This is a genomic window from Actinomycetospora aurantiaca (assembly GCF_037401875.1).
GTDB lineage: Bacteria > Actinomycetota > Actinomycetes > Mycobacteriales > Pseudonocardiaceae > Actinomycetospora > Actinomycetospora aurantiaca.
Window position 1 is genome coordinate 105249 of sequence record NZ_JBBEGN010000002.1, and the last position, 19714, is coordinate 124962.

The 19714-nt window shown below is 75.1% G+C and carries 19 protein-coding genes; 15 read left to right on the forward strand and 4 right to left on the reverse strand.

All coding sequences use genetic code 11. The features are described 5' to 3' along the window. Positions 1 to 58: 58 nt before the first annotated feature. Genes WCD74_RS05075 through WCD74_RS05105 form a run of 7 tightly spaced genes read left to right on the forward strand, consistent with a single transcriptional unit; the run spans position 59 to position 6377 of the window. Positions 59 to 475 carry a GlcG/HbpS family heme-binding protein gene (locus WCD74_RS05075; protein WP_337693751.1) on the forward strand — a complete coding sequence of 139 codons (417 nt, stop codon included), beginning with the start codon at positions 59 to 61 and terminating at the stop codon, positions 473 to 475. Continuing rightward, on the forward strand, positions 472 to 1380 hold the full coding sequence (locus WCD74_RS05080) for an MIP/aquaporin family protein (RefSeq protein ID WP_337693752.1): 909 nt from the start codon (positions 472 to 474) through the stop codon (positions 1378 to 1380). The genes WCD74_RS05075 and WCD74_RS05080 overlap by 4 nt, the downstream gene beginning before the upstream one ends. Beyond that, positions 1377 to 1808 (forward strand): diol dehydratase small subunit, encoded by a 432-nt coding sequence (locus WCD74_RS05085; RefSeq protein WP_337693753.1) that lies wholly within the window; start codon positions 1377 to 1379, stop codon positions 1806 to 1808. Before WCD74_RS05080 ends, WCD74_RS05085 begins: the two co-directional genes overlap by 4 nt. Before the next feature lies 1 nt (position 1809). Then, a complete protein-coding gene (locus WCD74_RS05090; protein WP_337693754.1) occupies positions 1810 to 3522 on the forward strand; it encodes a propanediol/glycerol family dehydratase large subunit in 1713 nt (570 codons plus the stop codon). Next, complete coding sequence (locus WCD74_RS05095) at positions 3519 to 4100, forward strand: propanediol/glycerol family dehydratase medium subunit (RefSeq protein ID WP_337693755.1); 582 nt, start codon at positions 3519 to 3521, stop codon at positions 4098 to 4100. Before WCD74_RS05090 ends, WCD74_RS05095 begins: the two co-directional genes overlap by 4 nt. A gap of 1 nt (position 4101) precedes the next feature. Beyond that, on the forward strand, positions 4102 to 5952 hold the full coding sequence (locus tag WCD74_RS05100; RefSeq protein WP_337693756.1) for a diol dehydratase reactivase subunit alpha: 1851 nt from the start codon (positions 4102 to 4104) through the stop codon (positions 5950 to 5952). Next, positions 5949 to 6377: a glycerol dehydratase reactivase beta/small subunit family protein gene (locus WCD74_RS05105; RefSeq protein ID WP_337693757.1), complete on the forward strand. Its 429-nt coding sequence runs from the start codon at positions 5949 to 5951 to the stop codon at positions 6375 to 6377. Before WCD74_RS05100 ends, WCD74_RS05105 begins: the two co-directional genes overlap by 4 nt. On the opposite strand, the gene WCD74_RS05110 is transcribed toward WCD74_RS05105, so the two are convergent. Together WCD74_RS05110 and WCD74_RS05115 are read right to left on the reverse strand one after the other, a co-directional pair. Then, a complete protein-coding gene (locus WCD74_RS05110) occupies positions 6372 to 7370 on the reverse strand; it encodes a patatin-like phospholipase family protein (protein ID WP_337693758.1) in 999 nt (332 codons plus the stop codon). The genes WCD74_RS05105 and WCD74_RS05110 overlap by 6 nt on opposite strands. Before the next feature lie 299 nt (positions 7371 to 7669). Beyond that, on the reverse strand, positions 7670 to 9379 hold the full coding sequence (locus WCD74_RS05115) for a metallophosphoesterase (protein WP_337693759.1): 1710 nt from the start codon (positions 9377 to 9379) through the stop codon (positions 7670 to 7672). Between the two features lie 143 nt (positions 9380 to 9522). Between WCD74_RS05115 and WCD74_RS05120 the strand changes: the two genes are divergently transcribed. The 4 genes from WCD74_RS05120 (at position 9523) to WCD74_RS05135 (ending at position 14619) form a co-directional block, all read left to right on the forward strand. Next, positions 9523 to 11262, forward strand: coding sequence for a CocE/NonD family hydrolase (locus WCD74_RS05120; RefSeq protein ID WP_337693760.1), 1740 nt, complete (start codon positions 9523 to 9525; stop codon positions 11260 to 11262). Positions 11263 to 11558: 296 nt separating this feature from the next. Beyond that, on the forward strand, positions 11559 to 12383 hold the full coding sequence (locus tag WCD74_RS05125) for a SigB/SigF/SigG family RNA polymerase sigma factor (RefSeq protein ID WP_337693761.1): 825 nt from the start codon (positions 11559 to 11561) through the stop codon (positions 12381 to 12383). A 41-nt stretch (positions 12384 to 12424) separates the two neighbouring features. After that, complete coding sequence (locus WCD74_RS05130; protein ID WP_337693762.1) at positions 12425 to 13513, forward strand: FUSC family protein; 1089 nt, start codon at positions 12425 to 12427, stop codon at positions 13511 to 13513. Positions 13514 to 13692: 179 nt separating this feature from the next. Beyond that, a complete protein-coding gene (locus tag WCD74_RS05135) occupies positions 13693 to 14619 on the forward strand; it encodes a hypothetical protein (RefSeq protein ID WP_337693763.1) in 927 nt (308 codons plus the stop codon). Here the strand turns inward: WCD74_RS05135 and WCD74_RS05140 are convergent, their stop codons facing one another. Further along, positions 14620 to 15513, reverse strand: coding sequence for an IclR family transcriptional regulator (locus WCD74_RS05140; protein WP_373696032.1), 894 nt, complete (start codon positions 15511 to 15513; stop codon positions 14620 to 14622). 73 nt (positions 15514 to 15586) lie between these two features. Here WCD74_RS05140 and pcaH point away from each other — a divergent pair, with 73 nt between their 5' ends. Genes pcaH through WCD74_RS05155 form a run of 3 tightly spaced genes read left to right on the forward strand, consistent with a single transcriptional unit; the run spans position 15587 to position 18215 of the window. Continuing rightward, positions 15587 to 16354: a protocatechuate 3,4-dioxygenase subunit beta gene (pcaH, locus tag WCD74_RS05145; protein ID WP_373696033.1), complete on the forward strand. Its 768-nt coding sequence runs from the start codon at positions 15587 to 15589 to the stop codon at positions 16352 to 16354. Further along, the gene (gene pcaG / locus WCD74_RS05150) at positions 16354 to 16971 is read left to right on the forward strand and encodes a protocatechuate 3,4-dioxygenase subunit alpha (protein WP_337693764.1); all 618 of its coding nucleotides are present in this window, start codon (positions 16354 to 16356) and stop codon (positions 16969 to 16971) included. The genes pcaH and pcaG overlap by 1 nt, the downstream gene beginning before the upstream one ends. Further along, complete coding sequence (locus WCD74_RS05155; RefSeq protein WP_337693765.1) at positions 16968 to 18215, forward strand: 4-hydroxybenzoate 3-monooxygenase; 1248 nt, start codon at positions 16968 to 16970, stop codon at positions 18213 to 18215. The genes pcaG and WCD74_RS05155 overlap by 4 nt, the downstream gene beginning before the upstream one ends. 7 nt (positions 18216 to 18222) lie before the next feature. Here the strand turns inward: WCD74_RS05155 and WCD74_RS05160 are convergent, their stop codons facing one another. Then, on the reverse strand, positions 18223 to 18705 hold the full coding sequence (locus WCD74_RS05160) for an Lrp/AsnC family transcriptional regulator (protein ID WP_337693766.1): 483 nt from the start codon (positions 18703 to 18705) through the stop codon (positions 18223 to 18225). Positions 18706 to 18785: 80 nt separating this feature from the next. On the opposite strand from WCD74_RS05160, the gene WCD74_RS05165 reads away from it, so the two are divergent. Then, positions 18786 to 19712 (forward strand): EamA family transporter, encoded by a 927-nt coding sequence (locus WCD74_RS05165; RefSeq protein WP_337693767.1) that lies wholly within the window; start codon positions 18786 to 18788, stop codon positions 19710 to 19712. The last annotated feature ends 2 nt before the right edge of the window (positions 19713 to 19714 follow it).

Sequence of the window (19714 nt, forward strand, 5' to 3'; positions counted from 1 at the left end):
CCCCGCCACGCGATCGGCCCAGCCTCCGTGGCGCCCCGTGCACCCCGTGGAGGTACCCATGCCGGGCCTGACCCTGGCGGACGCCCGAGCCGCGCTCGACGCCGGGCTCGCGGAGGCCGACGCGATCGGCCAGCCGATGAACGTCGCGGTGGTCGACGACGGCGGGCACCTGCTCGCGTTCGCGCGCCAGCCCGGCGCCATCCGGGCCAGCATCGACATCGCGCAGCGCAAGGCCCGCACGTCGATCCTCATGGAGGCCCCGACCGCCGCGCTGATGCCGCTGGTCCAGCCGGGCGCCGAGCTCTACGGGCTGGAGCAGACCGCGGGCGGGCTCGTCGTGTTCGGCGGCGGCATCCCGGTCTACCGCGACGGCGAGCTCGTGGGCGCCGTCGGCGTCAGCGCGGGCTCGGCCGAGCAGGACGTCCAGGTGGCCTCGGCCGCCGTCGCCGCGATCAGCGAGCGGGTGCCGGCGTGAGCGCCGCCCGGACGTCCCCGCTGACCCGTGAGCTCGTCGGCGAGTTCGCCGGCACGTTCATCCTGATCGTCTTCGGCACCGCCGCGGTCGCGCAGATGGTCGTCTCCGGCGGCGACGCCGGCGACTGGGCCACCCTGACCTGGGGCTGGGTCGCCGGCCTGATCATGGGCATCTACGTGGCGGGCCGCCTCGGCGCCGGTCACCTCAACCCCGCCGTCACGCTCGCGATGGCGGTCTACCGCAAGCTGCCGTGGCGCAACGTCCTGCCCTACACGCTGGCGCAGACGGCGGGTGCGTTCGTGGCCGCGCTGGTCACCCGCGCCGTCTACCACTCCGGCATCGTCGCGGTGGACCCCGGACTGACCTCGGCGTCGCAGACGATCTTCTCGACGCTGCCCAACCACGGCGTCACCACGGCGTTCTTCGACCAGGTCGTCGGCACCGCGCTGCTGGTGTTCGTGCTGTTCGCCCTGCTCGCGACGCTCCAGGGCGCCGCGTCGATGCTGCTGCCGTTCATGGTCGGCCTGCTGCTGCTCGGCATCGGCTTCGCCTGGGGCACCAACGCCGGCTACGCGATCAACCCCGCCCGCGACTTCGGCCCGCGGCTCGCCCAGTGGCTGACCGGCTACCAGTCGGCCTGGGTCACCCCCGAGGGCGTCCAGTACTGGTGGCTGCCGATCGTCGCGCCGTGCATCGGTGCGCTCATCGGCGGCGGCCTCTACGTCCTGCTCATCGAGCGTCTCGAGGTGCCCGCCGACCAGGACGCCCCGGTGCCCGCGCCGACCCCCGAGTCGGCCGAGGCGGGGGCGAACGTCGACCCGCGCCACCCCGTCACCGCGGCCGACGTCGCGGTCCCGCCGTCGTCCCCGTCGTCATCGTCGTCATCGAAGGAGGCCTCCCGATGACCACCGAGGTCACCGAACTCACCCCTGCGGACTACCCGCTCTCGATCAATCGCCCGGAGCTGCTGCGCACGCCCACCGGCAAGGCGCTCGCGGACATCACGATGGCCGCGGTCGTGTCCGGCGAGGTCACGAACGACGACCTGCGCGTCACCCCGGACACGCTGGTCATGCAGGGCCGCATCGCCGAGTCGATGGGCCGCCGCCAGCTCGGCGAGAACTGCCGCCGCGCCGCGGAGATGACCGCCATCCCCGACGAGGAGGTGCTGGCGATGTACAACGCGCTGCGCCCGAACGCCTCCAGCGCCGAGCAGCTCGAGGAGATCGCCGCGCGGCTGGAGGGCACCTACTCCGCCACCACCTGCGCCGCCCTCGTCCGTGAGGCCGCCCAGGTCTACGCCGCCCGCAACCTGCTCGCCGAGGAGGACTGACATGACCGCGGTGGAGCCCCGGTCCGAGGCGTCGGTACGCGCGTCCAAGCGCACCGAGGTCCTCGAGGACCGCCCCGTCAACCTCGACGGCTTCGTCGAGGAGTGGCCCGAGAAGGGCCTCGTCGCGATGGAGTCCGACTTCGACCCGCAGCCGAGCGTGCGCGTCGAGGACGGCCGGATCGTCGAGCTCGACGGCCGGACCCGCGACCAGTTCGACTTCATGGACACGTTCATCGCCGACCACGCGATCGACGTCGACACCACCGAGGCCGCGATGGCCACGGAGTCGGTCGAGATCGCGCGGATGCTGGTCGACCCGCGCACCCCGCGCGCGGAGATCGTGGCCCTCGGCCGCGGCCTGACGCCGGCGAAGATCCTCGACGTCGTCAAGCTGATGAACGTCGTCGAGATCATGATGGGCATCCAGAAGACCCGGTCGCGCCGCACGCCGGCCAACCAGGCGCACTCCACCAGCGCCAAGGACAACCCGATCCAGGTCGCCGCGGACGCGGCCGAGGGCGCGGTCCGCGGGTTCGCCGAGCTGGAGACCACGCTCGGCGTCGTCCGCTACGCCCCGCTGGTGGCGATCGGGCTGCAGGTCGGCGGGCAGGTCGGCCGCGGCGGCGTGCTCACCCAGTGCGCCCTCGAGGAGGCGACCGAGCTCGACCTCGGCATGCGCGGCATCACCGCGTACGCCGAGACGATCTCGATCTACGGCACCGAGTCGGTGTTCGTCGACGGCGACGACACCCCGTGGTCCAAGGCGTTCCTCGCCTCGGCCTACGCCAGCCGCGGCATCAAGATGCGCTTCACCTCCGGCACCGGCTCCGAGGTGCAGATGGGCAACGCCGAGGGGCGGTCCATGCTGTACCTGGAGATCCGCTGCATCCTCATGGCCAAGGGCGCCGGGGTGCAGGGCCTGCAGAACGGCTCGATCTCGTGCATCGGCGTCCCCGGCGCGGTGCCCGGCGGCATCCGCGCGGTGGCCGCGGAGAACCTCGTCGCGAGCTGGATGGACCTGGAGTGCGCCTCCGGGAACGACCAGTCCTTCTCGCACTCGGCGATGCGGCGCACCAGCCGGCTGCTCCCGCAGATGCTGCCCGGCACCGACTTCGTGTGCTCCGGCTACTCGGCGGTGCCGAACAAGGACAACATGTTCGCGGGGTCGAACCTCGACACCGAGGACTACGACGACTGGAACACCATCCAGCGCGACATGCAGGTCGACGGCGGGCTGCGCCACGTCCGCGAGGACGTGATCCTGCAGGTCCGCAACAAGGCCGCCCGCGCGCTGCAGGCGGTGTTCGCCGAGCTGGACCTCCCCGCGATCACCGACGAGGAGGTGGAGGCGGCGACCTACGCCAACTCCAGCGACGACTACCCCGACCGCGACGTGCTCGCCGACCTCGAGGGCGCCCGCAGCGTCATGGAGCGCGGCATCACCGGGCTCGACCTCGTCAAGGTCCTCGAGCGCAGCGGCTTCGGGGACGTCGCCGAGAACTACCTGCAGGTGCTGCGCCAGCGCGTCTCCGGCGACCTGCTGCAGACCGCGGCCATCTTCACCGGCGACTTCGTGCCGCTGGCGGCGATCAACGACGCCAACGACTACGCCGGCCCCGGCACCGGATACCGCCTGTCCGGCGAGCGGTGGGAGGAGCTCAAGAAGCTCCGCCACGTGACCTCCGCCGAGAACCCCGAGGAGGAGGTCGTATGACCGCCGCAGTCGAGTCCGTCCGCACGCTCTCCCTCCGCGAGGTCGGGCCCGCCGAGCGCGGCACCCGGCCGGAGGAGGTCGTCATCGCGCTCTCCCCGGCGTTCGGGGACCCGTTCACGAAGACGATCGTGGACGTCCCGCACGCCGAGGTGATCCGGCAGCTGCTGGCCGGGATCGAGGAGCAGGGCGGCGTCGCGCGGACCATCAAGGTCTACCGGACGGCGGACCTGGCGGCGATCGCGCACTACGGGGCCAAGCTCTCCGGCTCCGGGATCGCCGTCGGCATCCTGGCCCGCGGCACGACGGTGCTCCACCAGCGCGACCTCGCCCGGCTGTCGAACCTCGAGCTGTTCCCCCAGGCGCCGCTGCTCGACGCCGAGGTGTTCCGCATGATCGGGTCGAACGCCGCGCAGTACGCGCAGGGCCGCTCGCCGCGCCCGGTGCCGACGCGCAACGACCAGATGGCCCGCCCGCGCTGGCAGGCGAAGGCGGCGCTGCTGCACCTCAAGGAGTTCGAGTGCATCGACCACGCGCGGTCCGCGGTGGAGGTCGAGCCGGTCATCTCCCGGGTCGACTGACGTGAGCGGACCCGTCCGGGTCGTCGTCGGGGTGGACGTGGGGAACTCCACGACCGAGGCGTGTCTCGCCGAGGTCGCGGGTGACCGCGTGGACCGGCTCGCCTCCTCGCTCACCCCGACGACGGGTGTGAAGGGCACCCCGGCCAACACGGCCGGGGCCGTCACGGCCGTCCGGCGTGCCCTCGAGGCCGCCGGGCGGCCCTCTGCGGTGCCCGACACGGTCCTGCTCAACGAGGCCACCCCGGTGATCAGCGGGCTCGCGATGGAGACGATCTCCGAGACGATCATCACCGAGTCCACGATGATCGGGCACAACCCGGACACCCCGGGCGGTGAGGGCATCGGCGTCGGCACGACGGTGGCCCTGGCCGAGCTGGGAGGTCAGGACGGCCCCGTCGTCGTGGTGGTCGGGGCGGGGGCGGACTTCGACGACGTCGCGGAGCGGGTCAACCGCGCCGTCGCGGCCGGCGTCGAAGTCGCCGCGGCCGTCCTGCACGGGGACGACGCCGTGCTCGTGGTCAACCGGCTCACCCGGCGGATCCCGGTCGTGGACGAGGTCTCCGCGGTCGACCGGGTCCCGCTGGGCATGCTCGCGGCCGTCGAGGTGGCCCCGCCCGGGCGGACGATCCGGACGCTGTCCGACTCCTACGGCCTGGCTTCGACCTTCGACCTGGACGCCGAGCAGACCCGGCAGGTCTCGCCGGTGGCCCGCGCACTCGCCGGGAACCGGTCCGCGGTCGTCGTCCGGACCCCTGCCGGCGACGTCACGGACCGGCGCATCCCGGTCGGGACGCTGACGGTGTCCGGGTCCGGGCGCTCGCTGGACGTCGGCGTCGACGAGGGCGCCGAGGCGATCATGGAGGCGATCCGGCGGGTCGCCCCGCTGACCGACGTGCACGGCGAACCGGGCACCCACGTCGGCGGCATGCTCGCGGCCGTCCGCGACACGATGACCGACGTGACCGGGCAGCCGAGCTCGGAGATCCGCATCCGCGACGTGCTCGCCGTCGACACCCTGGTCCCGACGACGGTGCAGGGCGGCCTCGCGGGCGAGGTGGCGCGGGAGAACGCGGTCGCGCTCGCCGCGATGGTGCGCACCTCGCGCAGCCGGATGCAGTCGGTGGCCGACGAGATCGCCGCGTCGCTGGGCTGCGAGGTGCTCATCGGCGGCGTGGAGGGCGAGGTCGCGGTGCGCGGCGCGCTGACCACGCCGGGCACGGCGGTGCCGATCGCGATCGTGGACATGGGCGGCGGCTCGACCGACGCCGCCCTGCTCGACCGGGACGGGCAGGTCTCGGCCGTGCACGTGGCCGGGGCCGGGGAGCTGGTGACGAAGCTCGTCGACTCCGAGCTGGGTCTCGAGGACCGGGACGCGGCGGAGTCGGTGAAGCGGCACCCGCTGGCGAAGGTGGAGAGCTTCTTCCACGTGCGCCACGAGGACGGGACGGTGCAGTTCTTCGACGCCCCGCTCCCGCCGCACGTGTTCGCCCGCGTGGTGACGGTGACGCCGGAGGGCCTCGTGCCGGTGCCGGTGCGGACGTCGCTGGAGGCGGTGCGGGCCGTGCGCCGCGAGGCCAAGCGGCGCGTGTTCGTCGTCAACACCCTCCGCGCGCTCGCGCAGGTCGCGCCGCAGGGCTCGCTGCGGCTGCTCGGCTCGGTGGTGCTGCTGGGCGGCTCCGCGCTGGACTTCGAGATCCCGGCGATGGTGGCCGACGCGCTGGCCCCGCACGGGGTCGTGTGCGGGATCGGCAACGTGCACGGCACCGAGGGGCCGCGCAACGCGGTCGCCGCCGGACTCGTCGACGTGCACGCGGGGCTGGCCGAGCCGGTGGCCCAGGGGGTCGGCCGGTGACCTCGGCGCTCTCCGGGGTCTCGACGGCGGGTGGCCTCGGCTGCCACGGCCGTCTCGACCGGTACGACGACCCGGCGGTGCCGCCGTGCGTGCTGGTGGCCGTGCACGACGACGCCCCGCCCGGGGTGCTGCGGGAGATCTGCGCCGGCGCGGAGGAGCAGGGCGTCCCGACGGGGCTCCTCCCCGACGGCGACGCGGACGCGGACCCGGGCGCCCGCCGCGCGGCCGAGGCGTCGCGCCTGCAGGTGGGCGTGGGGGTGGGGCCGGACGGCGCGGTCGTCGTCCGGCACGCCCTCGTGGCGGACCCGGTCCTCGCGCTGCCCCCCGGCGCGGGGGCCGGGGACCGGCGGCTCGCCGGGGCCGACGCGGCGCGCATCGTCGCGGGGTGTGCGCTGCGAGCCCGTGCGCACTTCGTGGGCCTATGACCCCACTTTCTGCTCACCTGGCGCAGCCACACCCAGCCACGGCTCCACCACGGCCCGCAGGCGGTCGCACCCGGTCTCCACGCCGCGCCGCAACCGGTCCGGGTCGGTCTCGAGCGGGCTGATCGTGTCCGCGCCCTCCGGCGGCCGGACCTCCAGCAGGAAGGGGCCCTCGACGTCCTCGTCGCCGCCGTCCCTGCTGGCCCGCGCCAGCCACTCGTCGTCCGCGCGACGGTTCTCCAGCCGGTTGCCCAGCACGTGCACCAGACCGGGCACCTTGGCCTGGCCGAGGCGCCCGACCAGCGCCTTCTCCAGCCGGGTCGCGTCGATCGCCTCCTGGTCGGCGCGGCGCGTGCGCAGCATGAGCACGTGCGTGGCGCCCTGGTCGAGCGCGGTGTGGAACGGGAGCGGCTCGGCCACCGCGGCGTCCACGAGCCGGCGGCCGTGGATCTCGAGCGGCAGGCCGGCCAGGAGCGGCACGTTGGCGGAGGCACGCAGCGCCAGGCGCAGGGAGTCGACGTCGGTGATCGTGCCGTGCAGGTCGAACACCTCGCCGGTGTCCACGTCGGTCGCGACCGGGTGCAGCGGGACCTCGGCGTCCACGATCGCCTGCCAGTCGACCGGCACGACGTCGCGGCCGACGGTCTCCACCAGGTACTCGACGTCGACGACGGGCCGGCCGCGCAGACCGCGCGTCGGCCGGGTCACCCGTTCCATGAGCCCGGGCTCCCACCAGCCGGCACAGCACGCCTCGGCCTGCCCGCCCACGAGCCAGCTGCCCGCGAGGGCTCCCGCGGAGGCGCCGTAGACCGCGTCGAAGCACCGCGCCAGGCCCAGCCGCTCCAGCCCCAGCACCATGCCCGACGAGTACGTCGCCCGGCTGCCGCCGCCCTCGATCGCCAGGGCGACCCGGTGCGGGTCCGTGCGGTCGGCCGGTCCCGAGCCCTCCGCGAGGCGGGCGGCGAGGACGTCGAGGACACGGTGGCGCCGGGACACCCGTGCATCCTGACGGGTGGTGGGTCCGCGGGCGAGACGGAGGTCGGCCCCGGAACCCCGACATCATTCCGTACGATTCCCGGCGACGTATCCGGACATCCCCCGATCGGGCCGCGTCATGCATTCCCCGGAACTGTGTCACTGGAAGGTCGGCAGGAGCACGACGATTCCGGTGACGTGATCCGCCTCCGTCACCGGGAGTCCGCGGGAATGCGTCGGAGGATTCCCGCGCCGTCGCCGCCCACCGGCGCCGGAGGGCCCGGACCGCACCAGGTCCGGGTCCTCCGGGCCCGCCGGATTCAGCGGGCCCGGCGCTCCAGCGTGACCCGGTCGATCTCGGTCCCGGTGTCGGTGGTGGTGCGCAGCGTCATCGTCGTGACCCCGCCCGGCCCGGGCGGCGGGACCACGTCCACGGTCACGTAGGCGTAGTCGAGGTAGCGCACCTGGGACCAGTCGACCGCGTCCGGGACCTTGGCGTCCTCGCCCACGGCCTGGTAGCTCACCACGTTCACGCCGCTGTCCGGGCCGGTGTTGCCGCGGTACCGGTCGGTCTCGTTCGGCTGCCAGGAGTAGCGGGGCCGGCCGCCGGACCCGACGCAGACGTAGGTGGTGCCATCGGTCTCGGGGCGCACGGTGGCGCCGTCCGGGGCCTGCACGGTGGAGCGTGCGGCCCGGATCGGGTTGCTGCGCTCGTACTGGTGGTTGTGGCCCTGCAGGGCGAGGTCGACGGAGAACTCGTCGAACAACGGCGCCACGGCCGCGCGCACCCCGGCGTCCGACGCGTGGCTCGCCGACGTGGCGAAGGCGCAGTGGTGGAAGAAGGCGACGACGAAATCGACGCCGCTGCCCGGCGCGCGCATCCCGGCGAGCGTCTCCCGCAACCACGCCGACTGCGCACCGTTCGAATAGCCCGCGTTCGTCGGGATCTCCGTGGACAGGTCGTTCGCGTCCACGCTGATCACCCCGACGTTGCCGTAGCGCATCGAGTAGACGCTGGGACAGGCGCTCGGGCCGGTGCGGGGCAGGTCCAGCCGGGCGGCGTGGCCGCCGTAACCGTGGGTGGCGCCCCGCGCGGTGTTGTCGTCGTAGAGCGCCTCCATGTCGTGGTTGCCCGTCGCGAACATCCACGGCGTGGTGGCGGCGCTGCGCTCGATCAGCCCGAAGTAGGTCGTCCACACCGTCGGGTCGAAGCTGTCGAACCCGCTCGGCGACGACGAGGTGCCGGTGGAGCGCACCACGTGCCCCTCGCCGGACGGGTCGGCGTAGCAGATGTCGCCCGCGAGGAGGTGGAACGCGGGCCGCGTCGCCGCGATCCGGTCGACCATCGCCGTCGAGGGCGTCATGGTGCGCCGGGTGTCGTCGGGCTTGTAGTAGCCGTTGGTCATGCCGCCCAGGCCGCTCGGCGGGACCATGTCGACGCCCTGGTCGGCAAACGCGGTGAAGCTCCAGGGGGCGGTGGGCGTGCGGGGCGCGGTGCGGAAGGTCGCGGTCGGCGTGGTGGTGCCGTCGGCGAGCCGGAAGCGGTAGTCGTAGGCCTGGCCGGGCTGCAGGCCGTTCGCGAGCGCGTGCACGAAGTACTGGTCGCTGCCGCGGATCGACCCGTCCGCCTGCGGGACCTGCGAGACCAGGTGCCGGACCTCCACCGGGATGGTCGCGCCGAACGTCCCGCCCTGGCCGAGGTCGACGACGACCGCGCCCTGCGGCGGCGCGGTCAGCTCGCCCGCCATCGCCATCGTCCTCATCGGGTCGTTCCCGAACGCGAGGTGGCGCCCGACGACCGACACCGGCGCCTGGGCGGCCGAGGCGCACGCCGCGAGGGTCCAGGGCGCGGCGGCCAGTCCGAGGGCCGCGACAACACCCGAGCCGCCCTGGAGCGCGCGGCGCCGCGAGACGGGGTGGCGGCGCAGGAAGCCGGCGATCCACTCGTGCTGCTCGGCGACCGTCATGCGCTCGGCGAGGTGGGCGGGGACGCCGACGTCGGGGGCCTGACCACGGGGGGTGCGCGTCACGCCCGGAGCGTCACCCGCGGTCCGATCGTGCGCATCCGAAACCGGGCGAACACGAGGTGAACACAGCCGGTGAACGTGACGAAACGGACGGTGACCGGACGGTGCCGCACCGCCGCCTCACCGCGGGGCGCCATGATGGACCGATGAGCGCCGCGACCCGTCTGCTGCGCCGCGGGATCGGGCTGCCGTCGCCGCGGGCCCCCCGCGTGCGCGTCGTCCGGGACGTGGCCGTCCCGATGCCCGACGGCGCGGTGCTGCGCCACGACCACCACCGCCCGGTCGGGGTCGACCGCGGGCCCGTCGTGCTGGTGCGCAGCCCGTACGGGCGCGCCGGGTGGGTCGGGACGGTGTTCGGCCGGCTCGTCGCCGAGCGCGGCTACCAGGTGGTGGTGCAGTCGGTGCGCGGGACGGCGGGCTCCGAGGGCGAGCTGTCCCCGTTCGACGAGGCCGACGACGGGGTCGCGACGGTGCGCTGGCTGGTCGCCCAGCCCTGGTGCGACGGGCGGCTCGCGACCCTCGGGCCGAGCTACCTGGGCATCACGCAGTGGGCGCTCGCGCCCGAGGCGGGGGACGCGCTGCGGGCGATGGGCACGCTGGTGACCGCGTCGCAGTTCCGCGACCAGACCTACCCGGGCGGCGCCTTCTCGCTCGACAACGCCCTGTCCTGGGCCGCGATGATGACGCACCCCGGGCTGGGCGAGCGCCTGGTCGAGGCGGTGCGGCACCGCGTGCAGGCCGGCTTCGGCACCGTGCCGCTCTCGCAGGCCGACCTGGTCGCGGCGGGGACGCCGATCGACTTCTTCCAGGACTGGCTGCGCGAGGACGACCCGGACTCCGCGTACTGGGCCAAGCGCTCCTACGCCGCCCGCGTCGGCGAGGTCGGCCGCCGCGGCGTCGCGGTCAGCATGACCGGCGGGTGGCAGGACATCTTCCTGCCCTGGCAGCTCGCCGACCACGCCGCGCTGCGCGCCGCCGGCGCGCGCCCGCTGCTGCGGATCGGACCGTGGGTGCACACCACGCCCGCCGGCATGGCGGCCGGCATCCGCGACGCGCTGCGCACCTTCGACGAGACGTTCGGTCATGCCGGACAGACCGGCGCGGTTCCCGACGACGGGGCGCGGGTGCTGCTCGAGCTGTCCGGCGGCGGGGGTGAGCGCCGCCTCGCCGACTGGCCGCCGCAGCACACCACCGAGCGGGCCTTCTACCTGCGCACCGACCACGGCCTGGGCACCGAGGCGCCGACGTTCCCCACCCGCGGCGACGCCGCCGACATGGGTCGAGCTCCGCTGCGCTCCGTCTCCCCCGACCCGGGTCGAGCTCCGCTGCGCTCCGTCTCCCCCTACTGGGCGGGCACCCGCATCGTCTACGACCCGCAGGACCCGACGCCCGCCGTCGGGGGCCCGATCCTGTCCGGCCGGTCGGGGCCGCGGGACCAGACCGCACTCGAGGCCCGCGACGACGTCGTCGTGTTCACCGGCCCGGTGCTCGACGCCGACGTGGTCGCCGTCGGCCCCGCGCGGGCGACCGTCCACGTGCGGGCCGAGGTGGAGCACCTCGACGTGTTCGTCCGGGTCTGCGACGTCGACCCGGCGGGCCGCTCGGTCAACGTCACCGACGGCATCCGCCGCATCCGGCCCGGCGCCCCGGCGGCGGCCGAGGACGGCACCGTCGCCGTGGACGTCGAGCTCTGGCCGGTCGGGCACCGGTTCGCGGCCGGACACCGCATCCGGGTGCAGGTCTCCGGCGGCGCGCACCCCCGCTTCGCCCGGCACACCGGCACCGGCGCCCCGCTCGGTGACGGCCGCGTGCTCGTGGCCCGGGAGCGCGAGATCCTGCACGACGCCGCGCACCCGTCGCACGTGGTGCTGCCGGTCGAGGGCTGACCCGACCCGCCGTCGTGCACCGCTAGTATCCCGCCGCCGCCGGCGTTCCGGCGGGGCGTCGCGGACGCCCTCCCCCCGGGAGTCCGTGGCGCCGGGCGGACCGGCCGACCCCCCTGGCCGGTCCGCCCCGCGCCGCCCCTCTCGATGATCGGGTCCTTGCGTCGCGTGCGGCGGGACTGAAACGCTGACGTCGCTCGATGTCCTCCGGTTCAGCCCGCAGCCGCGATGACGAGACTCGGATCCCGTGCTCGGTGCGCTCCCTCGTGGTGCCCGGACGCGGTGGCGGGAGGCCGGACATGGCGCCCACGCCCACTGTCCACAGCACGACCGACCCGGACTACACCGCTCTCGCCCCGCTCCTCGCGGAGCACGCCGGCTGCGCTCCCGACGATCCGCGCCGCGCCGTCCTGCGTTCGCGCCTGGTCGTCGCCTACCTGCCCGTCGCGCACAACATCGCGCGGCGTTTCGCCCGGCGGGGCGAGCCGACCGAGGACCTCGAGCAGGTCGCGACCGTGGGGCTGATGCACGCGGTCGACCGCTTCGACCCCGGGCGCGAGCGCGACTTCCTGTCCTACGCGGTCCCGACGATCATGGGCGAGGTCCGGCGGTACTTCCGCGACTCCGCGTGGTCGGTCCGCACGCCGCGCAGCGTCAAGGACCGCTACCTCGCGGTCGGCGGAGCGACGGCGGCGCTCTCCCAGCGCCTCGGGCGGGCCCCCACCGCGGCGGAGATCGCCGAGCACCTGGGGCTCTCGCGCGACGAGGTCACCGAGGCGGTCTCCGCGCACGGCTCGTACCACCCCGCGTCGCTGGACGAGACGCTCGGCGAGGGGGACGACTCGTCGCTGGTCAACGTCCTCGGCACGGTGGACCCCGAGTTCGACCGCGTCGAGGTCCGGGCCCTGGTGGCGGGCCTCGTCGCCTCCCTCCCGCGCCGCGAGCGCACGATGCTCGCGCTGCGCTTCGTCCACGAGCAGACCCAGGCCGAGATCGCCGCCGTGCTGTGCATCTCGCAGATGCACGTCTCGCGGCTGCTCGCCCGGACCCTCGCGCAGCTGCGCACCCAGGTCGAGGCCCAGCTGCGCGCGGACGACGACGAGGGCCCGCTCCTCGCGGTGTAGCCACTCCCGGGGTCGGGCCCGGCGGGGGCTGCACGGGTGACGTGAGCGCGGGCGGGTACGCCGGTCGCGTGCTCTCCGGACTCCCCCGACGGGCGTGGGACCGCCTCCAGCAGGCCTGGGGGCGGATCGCGCTCGACGGCGCCGTCGCCATCGTCGCGTTCCTGCTCGCCCAGCTGATCCTGCGGCAACCGGCGCCGATCTTCGCGCCGATCGCGGCCGTCGTCTGCCTGACCGACGCGCCCGCGGACCGCGGACCCCGCGCCCTGCGGCTGCTGCTCGGGGTGGTCGTGGGCGTGACGGTCGGCGAGCTGGCCGCGCTGGTGATCGGCAGCGGGTGGGTGCAGGTCGGGGCGGCGGTGGTCGTCGGGATGCTCGTGGTGACCCTCGGGAGCATCAACCCGTTGACCCTGCTGCAGTCGGGGATCGCGGCGCTGCTCGTCGTCGGGATCGGGTCGTCCCAGGCCGGGTGGACGCGCCTGGCGAGCGCGCTGATCGGCGGGGCGCTCGCGCTGATCGTGAGCCAGGTGCTGGTCTCGCCGAGTCCGACGCGGCAGTTCGGCGACGCGGTGTCGGTGGCCCTGCGCGGCATCGCCGACGGGCTCGACGGGGTGGTCGGGGCGCTGCGGTCGTCGGGCCCGGACGCGGTCGACCGTGCCCGGCGTGCGGCCGAGGGGCTGCGCGGCGGCCACGGCGACGTCGCGAGCCTGCTCGACACCCGCACCACGTCCGGCCGGCTCGCCCGTACCACCGTGCGCGGGCGGCGCGAGCGCGCATCGCTCCGGGCGATGCTGGACCGGTTCGTCGGGCTGGAGTACGTGCACGCCGGGTCGGTGCTGCTCGCGCGGACGGCGGCCGAGGTGGCCGAGCGCGGCGACGCGATCCCGGACGATCTCGTCGACGGCGTCGCGGCCCTCGCCGCCACCGTCCGGGCGCTGGCCGACCACCCGCGGCAGACCGACCCGCCGGCGAGCGCCCGCGACGCGCACTCCGTGGCCGGGGAGATCGCCGGCACCGACCCGGAGTCGCACCGACCCGGCGCCGCCCGCCTCGCCACCCAGCTGCACCTGCTCGCCGAGGACGTCGACGCGCTGACCCGGACCCCGAGCGCCCCGACGTCCGCGGCACGCTGAGCCGGGGCGCCCGACTCGGGATCGGCGTTGCGCGACGCGCACGGTGCGGCCTCCGCGGTGGTCCCACCGGTCCGGGCGCCCGTCGAGCGAGCACCCTGGGCGGCTCCGGCCGGCCCCGGACCGCCGACCGTGCTCGATGATCATGACGGCGGGCCCCGGACCGGGCAGGATGCGTCCTCGTGACCGCACCGGACGCGCCGGAGTTCGAGGACGCGGCGGACGAGCTGTACGGCCTGCACCCGGACCGGTTCGTGCCGCGGCGCACGGAGCTGGTCAAGGCCGCGAAGGCGGTGAAGGACAAGGAGACCGCGACCGCGATCGGGGCGCTCCGCAAGCCGTCGCTCGGCGCGTGGCTGGCCAACGTCCTCGCCCGCGAGTCGCCGGACGAGGTCGGCGCGCTGGAGGAGCTCGGCAGCCACCTGCGGGACGCGCAGGACTCGCTGTCCGGCGACGCCCTGCGGACCCTCACCAAGCAGCGCCGCGACCTGGTCGGCGCGCTCGTCGCGCGGGCCCGCAAGCTCGCCCGCGAGGACGGCGAGAAGGTGGGCGACTCCGTGGCCCGCGACCTGGAGCAGACGATCGCGGCGGCCCTCGCCGACCCGGAGGCCGCGCGGGCGTTCGCCGCGGGCCGGCTCACGACGGCCCTGGAGCCCGGCGTGGGCTTCGAGGGCGGCTCGTCGGCCCGCAACGCCGGTGGCCCGGGGACGCGCCGGCCGCCGCCGCCCCGCGGCTCCCGTCAGGCGCCGCCCCGTCGTCGGGAAGAGCCCGAGGAGGACGACGGTCCGGACCCGGCCGAGGAGGAGCGCGCCCGCGCGCGGGAGGAGGCCGAGCGCGCGGTCGAGCGGGCCCGCGAGGCCCGCGACGACGCTGCCCGGGCGGCCGAGCGGGCGCGGCACCGGGCCGAGCAGGCCGAGTCCGACCTGACCGAGGCGGCGGACGCGGCGCAGTCCCTGCGCGAGCGGCTGGAGCGCGCCGAGGCCGAGGAGACGGCCGCCCGCGAGGTGCGCGACGGCGCGCGGCAGGCGGCGGAGGAGGCGGACACCGCCGCCGACGAGGCGCGGCGTGCCCTCGACCAGGCCGAGGCGGAGCGGGCCGACCTGGAGTGACTACCGGGCCGGGGGCTGCGGGCGGGTGGCCGTCGGGGCGCCCAGCGCCCGGGAGATCCCGCGGGCCGCGGCCCGGACGGCCGGGACCAGCGTGCGCGGCTCGATGCCCCCCGGCGACGACGGCGAGGGCACGACCACCGAGATCGCGGCGACCACCGTGTCGGCCTCCCCGCGCACCGGGGCCGCCACCGAGAGCGCGGCCAGGTCGATCATCCCGTCGCACACCGCGACCCCGTCGCGGCGGATCGCCGCGAGGGTCCGGCGCAGGACGGTCGGGTCGGTGATGGTCCGCGCGGTGAACGAGGTCAGGGGCGTCGCGAGCACCGACTCCTGGACCACCGGGGGAGCGAACGCCAGCAGCACCTGCCCGACCCCGGTCCCGTGGAGCGGCCAGCGCCCGCCGATGCGGGAGTACAGCCGCACGGCCTCGGGGTGGGCGAGGCGCTCGACGTAGACGCCCTCCTGCCCGTCGCGGACGGCGAGCTGCACGTTCTGCCGGGTCGCCTCGTAGAGGTCCTCGAGGTAGGGCATCGCGCGCTCCCGCAGCCCGACGCTACGCGGGGCGAGCGAGCCGACCTCCCAGAGCCGCAGCCCGATCCGGTACGCGCCGTCGCTCCCGCGCTCCAGCGCACCCCACCCGGCGAGCTCCCCGACCAGCCGGTGCGCGGTGGACACCGGCAGGGCGGCGGCGCGGGCGATCTCGGTGAGGGTCAGCGCGGTGTGGTCGTGGTCGAACGCCTCGAGGATCGTGAACACCCGCCCGGTGACCGTCTCGCCGCCCCCGCGGGCGGACCGCCGGGCCCGCGACGAGGTGAGGCCGCTGCCGCCGGGCAGCCCCGGGCGCGGCGGACGGCCGACCGGTCGCGACGGACCCGCCTCCAGGGCTTCGCTCACCGACGGCTCCTTCGCTTCCGGTGGACGGAAGCCAGCCTCTCGCAGCACCACGATCCCCGCCACCCTGGGCGGCGTGAGCCCAGTACCACCCGAGCGCGCACGCAGCGAGCAGGACGAGGTCACCGACGCGATCCGCGAGGCCGCGCGCGTCGCACCGCAGCGCGGCGGCCACCCGGACCGCGCCTACGCGCCGTACCGGTCGACCGCCCTGCGCGCGCCGTCCCAGCCCCTCGTCGTCGCGTCCCCGAGCCAGGTCGAGCGCCTCGCCCCGGTCTTCGGCGACAAGGACGTGGCCCCGGTCGACGCCGACCTCACCACACACTCCACCGGGGAACCGCTCGGCGAGCGCATCGTCGTCACGGGCCGAGTGCTCGACGGCGACGGCCGTCCGGTGCGGGGCCAGCTCGTGGAGATCTGGCAGGCGAACGCGGCGGGCCGGTACCGCCACGACGGCGACCGCCACCCCGCCCCGCTCGACCCGCACTTCGTCGGGGGCGGCCGCTGCCTAACCGACGACGACGGGCGCTACCGCTTCGTGACGATCAAGCCGGGCGCCTACCCGTGGCGCAACCACCACAACGCCTGGCGGCCCGCGCACATCCACTTCTCGCTGTTCGGGACGGCGTTCACGCAGCGCCTGGTCACGCAGATGTACTTCCCGGGCGACCAGCTGTTCGGGCTGGACCCGATCTTCTCGGCGGTCACCGACGAGAAGGCCCAGCAGCGGATGATCGCCCGCTACGACCACGACACCACCGTCGCCGAGTGGGCGCTGGGCTACCAGTGGGACATCGTCCTCGACGGTCCCGGCGCCACCCCGCCCGACCCGGACGAGATGTGATGACGACCTACGAGCCCTCCCCCTCGCAGACCGTCGGGCCGTTCTTCGCCTTCGGTCTCCCGTTCGACGGCGGCGGCGACGTCGTCCCGCCCGGTACGGCCGGCGCGATCTCCCTGCACGGCACGGTGCGCGACGGTGCGGGTGCGCCGGTGCCCGACGCGCTGCTCGAGTTCTGGCAGGCCGGGCCGGACGGCCGCGTCCCCGCGCGTGCCGGGTCCATGGTCCGCGACGGCCGGTCCTTCACCGGGTTCGCCCGGGTCCCGACCGACCGCAGCGGCGACTACGTCGTCCGCACCCTGCGCCCGGGCGCCGTCGCGGGAGGTCCGGAGGCGCCGCACCTCGCCGTCACCGTGTTCGCGCGCGGCCTGCTGCACCACCTGTTCACCCGCGTGTACTTCCCGAACCACACCGAGGCGAACGCCGCGGACCCGCTGCTCTCCGCCCTGCCCGAGGAGCGCGCGGCCACCCTCCTGGCCACCCCCGACGGCTGGTTCGGCGGGCCGGGCTACCGGTTCGACATCCGGCTGCAGGGGCCGGGGGAGACGGTGTTCCTGGACCTGATCGCAGGAGACGCAGCGCAGCGCAGCTCGACCGGTGAGACGGGCCCGTCGTCGTGAGCGTCCCGGACCGGACGACCGTCGCGATCGTCGGCGGCGGGCCCGCGGGCCTGCTGCTGTCGCACCTGCTGCACTCGCGGGGCGTCGACTCCGTGGTGCTGGAGTCCCGCCCGCGCGAGCGGGTCGAGTCCCGCCAGCGCGCCGGCATCCTCGAGCACGGCACCGTCGACGCCCTGCGCGAGGTCGGGGCGGCCGCCCGCATGGACGAGAAGGGGATGCCCCACGACGGGTTCGCGTTCCACGTCCACGGCGAGCGGATCCACGTCGACATGGCCGCCCTGACCGGCCGGGCGGTGATGATCTGGGCGCAGACCGAGGTGGTGAAGGACCTGATCGTGCTGCGCCTGGAGCAGGGCGAGCCGCTGCTGTTCGACACCGAGGTCCTGGCCGTGGAGAAGGTCGACGGGCCGCTGTCGCGCGACGGCGAGGCGTTGGTGCGCTACCGGGGCGACGACGGGGCCGAGCACGAGCTGCGGGCCGACGTCGTCGTCGGCGCGGACGGCTTCCACGGGGTGGCGCGCCGCGCGGTCCCCGCCGACGCCGTGCGCACCTTCGAGCGGGTCTACCCCTACTCCTGGCTCGGGATCCTGGCGGACGCCCCGCCGTCGTCGGACGAACTGGTCTACGCCCGCCACGAGCGCGGGTTCGCCCTGCTCTCGATGCGCTCGCCCACGGTCACCCGGGCCTACCTGCAGGTGCCGAACGGCACCGACCCGGCGTCGTGGTCGGAGGAGGCGATCTGGGACGAGCTCGCGGCCCGGACCGGGCTGGACGACGGCTCGTTCACGCTGAACCGCGGCCCGATCACGGACGTGGGCGTGACCCCGATGCGCTCGTTCGTCGCGGAGCCGATGCGCCACGGCCGGCTGTTCCTCGCCGGGGACGCCGCCCACATCGTGCCGCCGACCGGGGCGAAGGGCCTCAACCTCGCGGTCGCCGACGTCCGGGTGCTGGCCGAGGCGATCGCGGCGTGGCGCACCGACGGCTCGCAGGAGCTGCTCGACGCGTACTCCGACACGGCGCTGGCGCGCGTCTGGCGGGGCGAGCACTTCAGCTGGACGATGACGACGATGCTGCACCGGGACCCGGACGCGGACCCGTTCGACGACCGGCTGGCGCTCTCGCACCTGCAGCTGGTCGCGAGCTCCGAGTCGTACCGCACGGCGATCGCGGAGAACTATCGCGGTGTGCCGCTGGCAGGTGAGCACCAGTCCGTGCCGGAGCACGGACAAGTGCTCTCCTGACCGGAGGTCACATACTCGTGAACCGGTCGACCAGGGCCGACGTCGCGACCATCGTCGTGAACCGGGCGACGCCGGGGATCTGGGCCAGCGTGCGCCGCAGGAGCACGTCCAGGGCGTGCACGTCCGCGACGTCGATGCGGAGCAGGTAGTCCACGTCCCCGGTGACGTGGTGGCAGCTGACGAGGCCGTCGAGGTCGACGATCCAGCGCTCGAAGCGGCCCACGTTCTCCGCGGTGTGGTCGACCAGCACCACGGACAGGTGCACGACGAGGGACCGCCCGATCGCCTCCGGGTCGAGGACCGCGCGGTAGCCGCGGATGACGCCCTCGGTCTCCAACCGGCGCAGCCGGCGCTGCGCCGAGGACGGCGACGTGGTCACGGCCTCGGCCAGGTCGGCGAGGCTCGAGCGCCCGTGGTCGACCAGGTGGGCCAGGATCAACCGGTCCACGCGATCCAGGTGGGCGGTTCTGTCGCTCGTCGGGGAGGTCACGGGACAATCATGCATGTAGACGCCATGATCGCGTCGAGGTCGCCCGACATCGCCCACCTCCCCGGGAGCATCCTGGGATCATGACGAGGAACGTGGCCCTGGTGGCGATGGTCGTCGCCGGCGCGGCGTGGGGAGCAGTGTTCGTGGCGCCCGGCCTGGCGCCGCTCGCCCCGGCGCTGCTGCTCGCGACGGGGCGGTTCGTGGCGTTCGGGGCGGTCTCGCTGCCCCAGGTGCGCCGGGTGCTGCGCGCCGACGTCCCGTGGGGGCGGGTGATCGCCCACGCGCTGACCGGCTCGGTCCTCTACTACGCCCTGGTCGCCGTGGCGGTCCGGCTCGCGGGGCCCACCGTGGCGGTCGCGACCATCGGGCTGGTCCCCGTCGTCATGGCGCTGATCTCCGCCCGCGGGACCGGCCGGGTCGTCGGCCTCGTGCCGGCCCTGGTGCTCGTCGCGCTGGGGCAGGTCCTGCTGCACGTCGGCCCCGGGCAGGACTGGTCGCTTGAGGCGCTGGTCGGGCTCGGCCTCGCGGTGCTCGCGCTCGTCTCGTGGTCCTGGTACGGCCTGGACTCCCACCGGCTGCTGCACGACCGCCCCGACCTGGCCCCGGTCCTCGCCGCCGCGCAGGGCCTCGCCGCGGGCGTGCTCGCCCTGCCGGCCGCGGTCGCCCTGCTGCTGATCGACGGCGTCCCGGCCCAGCCCCTGCGCGCGCTCGTCGTCGTGCTCTTCCTCGGCCTGGTCAGCTCCTGGCTGGCGGTGCGGCTCTGGCACGCCGCGGCCGGGCACCTCTCGCCGGTGCTGGTCTCGCAGCTGATGGCGCTGGAGACCGCGTGGGGGTTCGTGTTCGCCGCGATCCTCGAGGGCGCCGTCCCCGGGCCGCTGCAGCTCGCCGGCGAGATCACGCTGGTCGGCGGGGTGGTCCTCGCGGTGCTCGTCGACGCCCGGCGCACGCGCACCGGTCGGGCGGCCGAGCGGGTGACGACCTCCCCTGATCATCAGGTTTCTTGTTAATC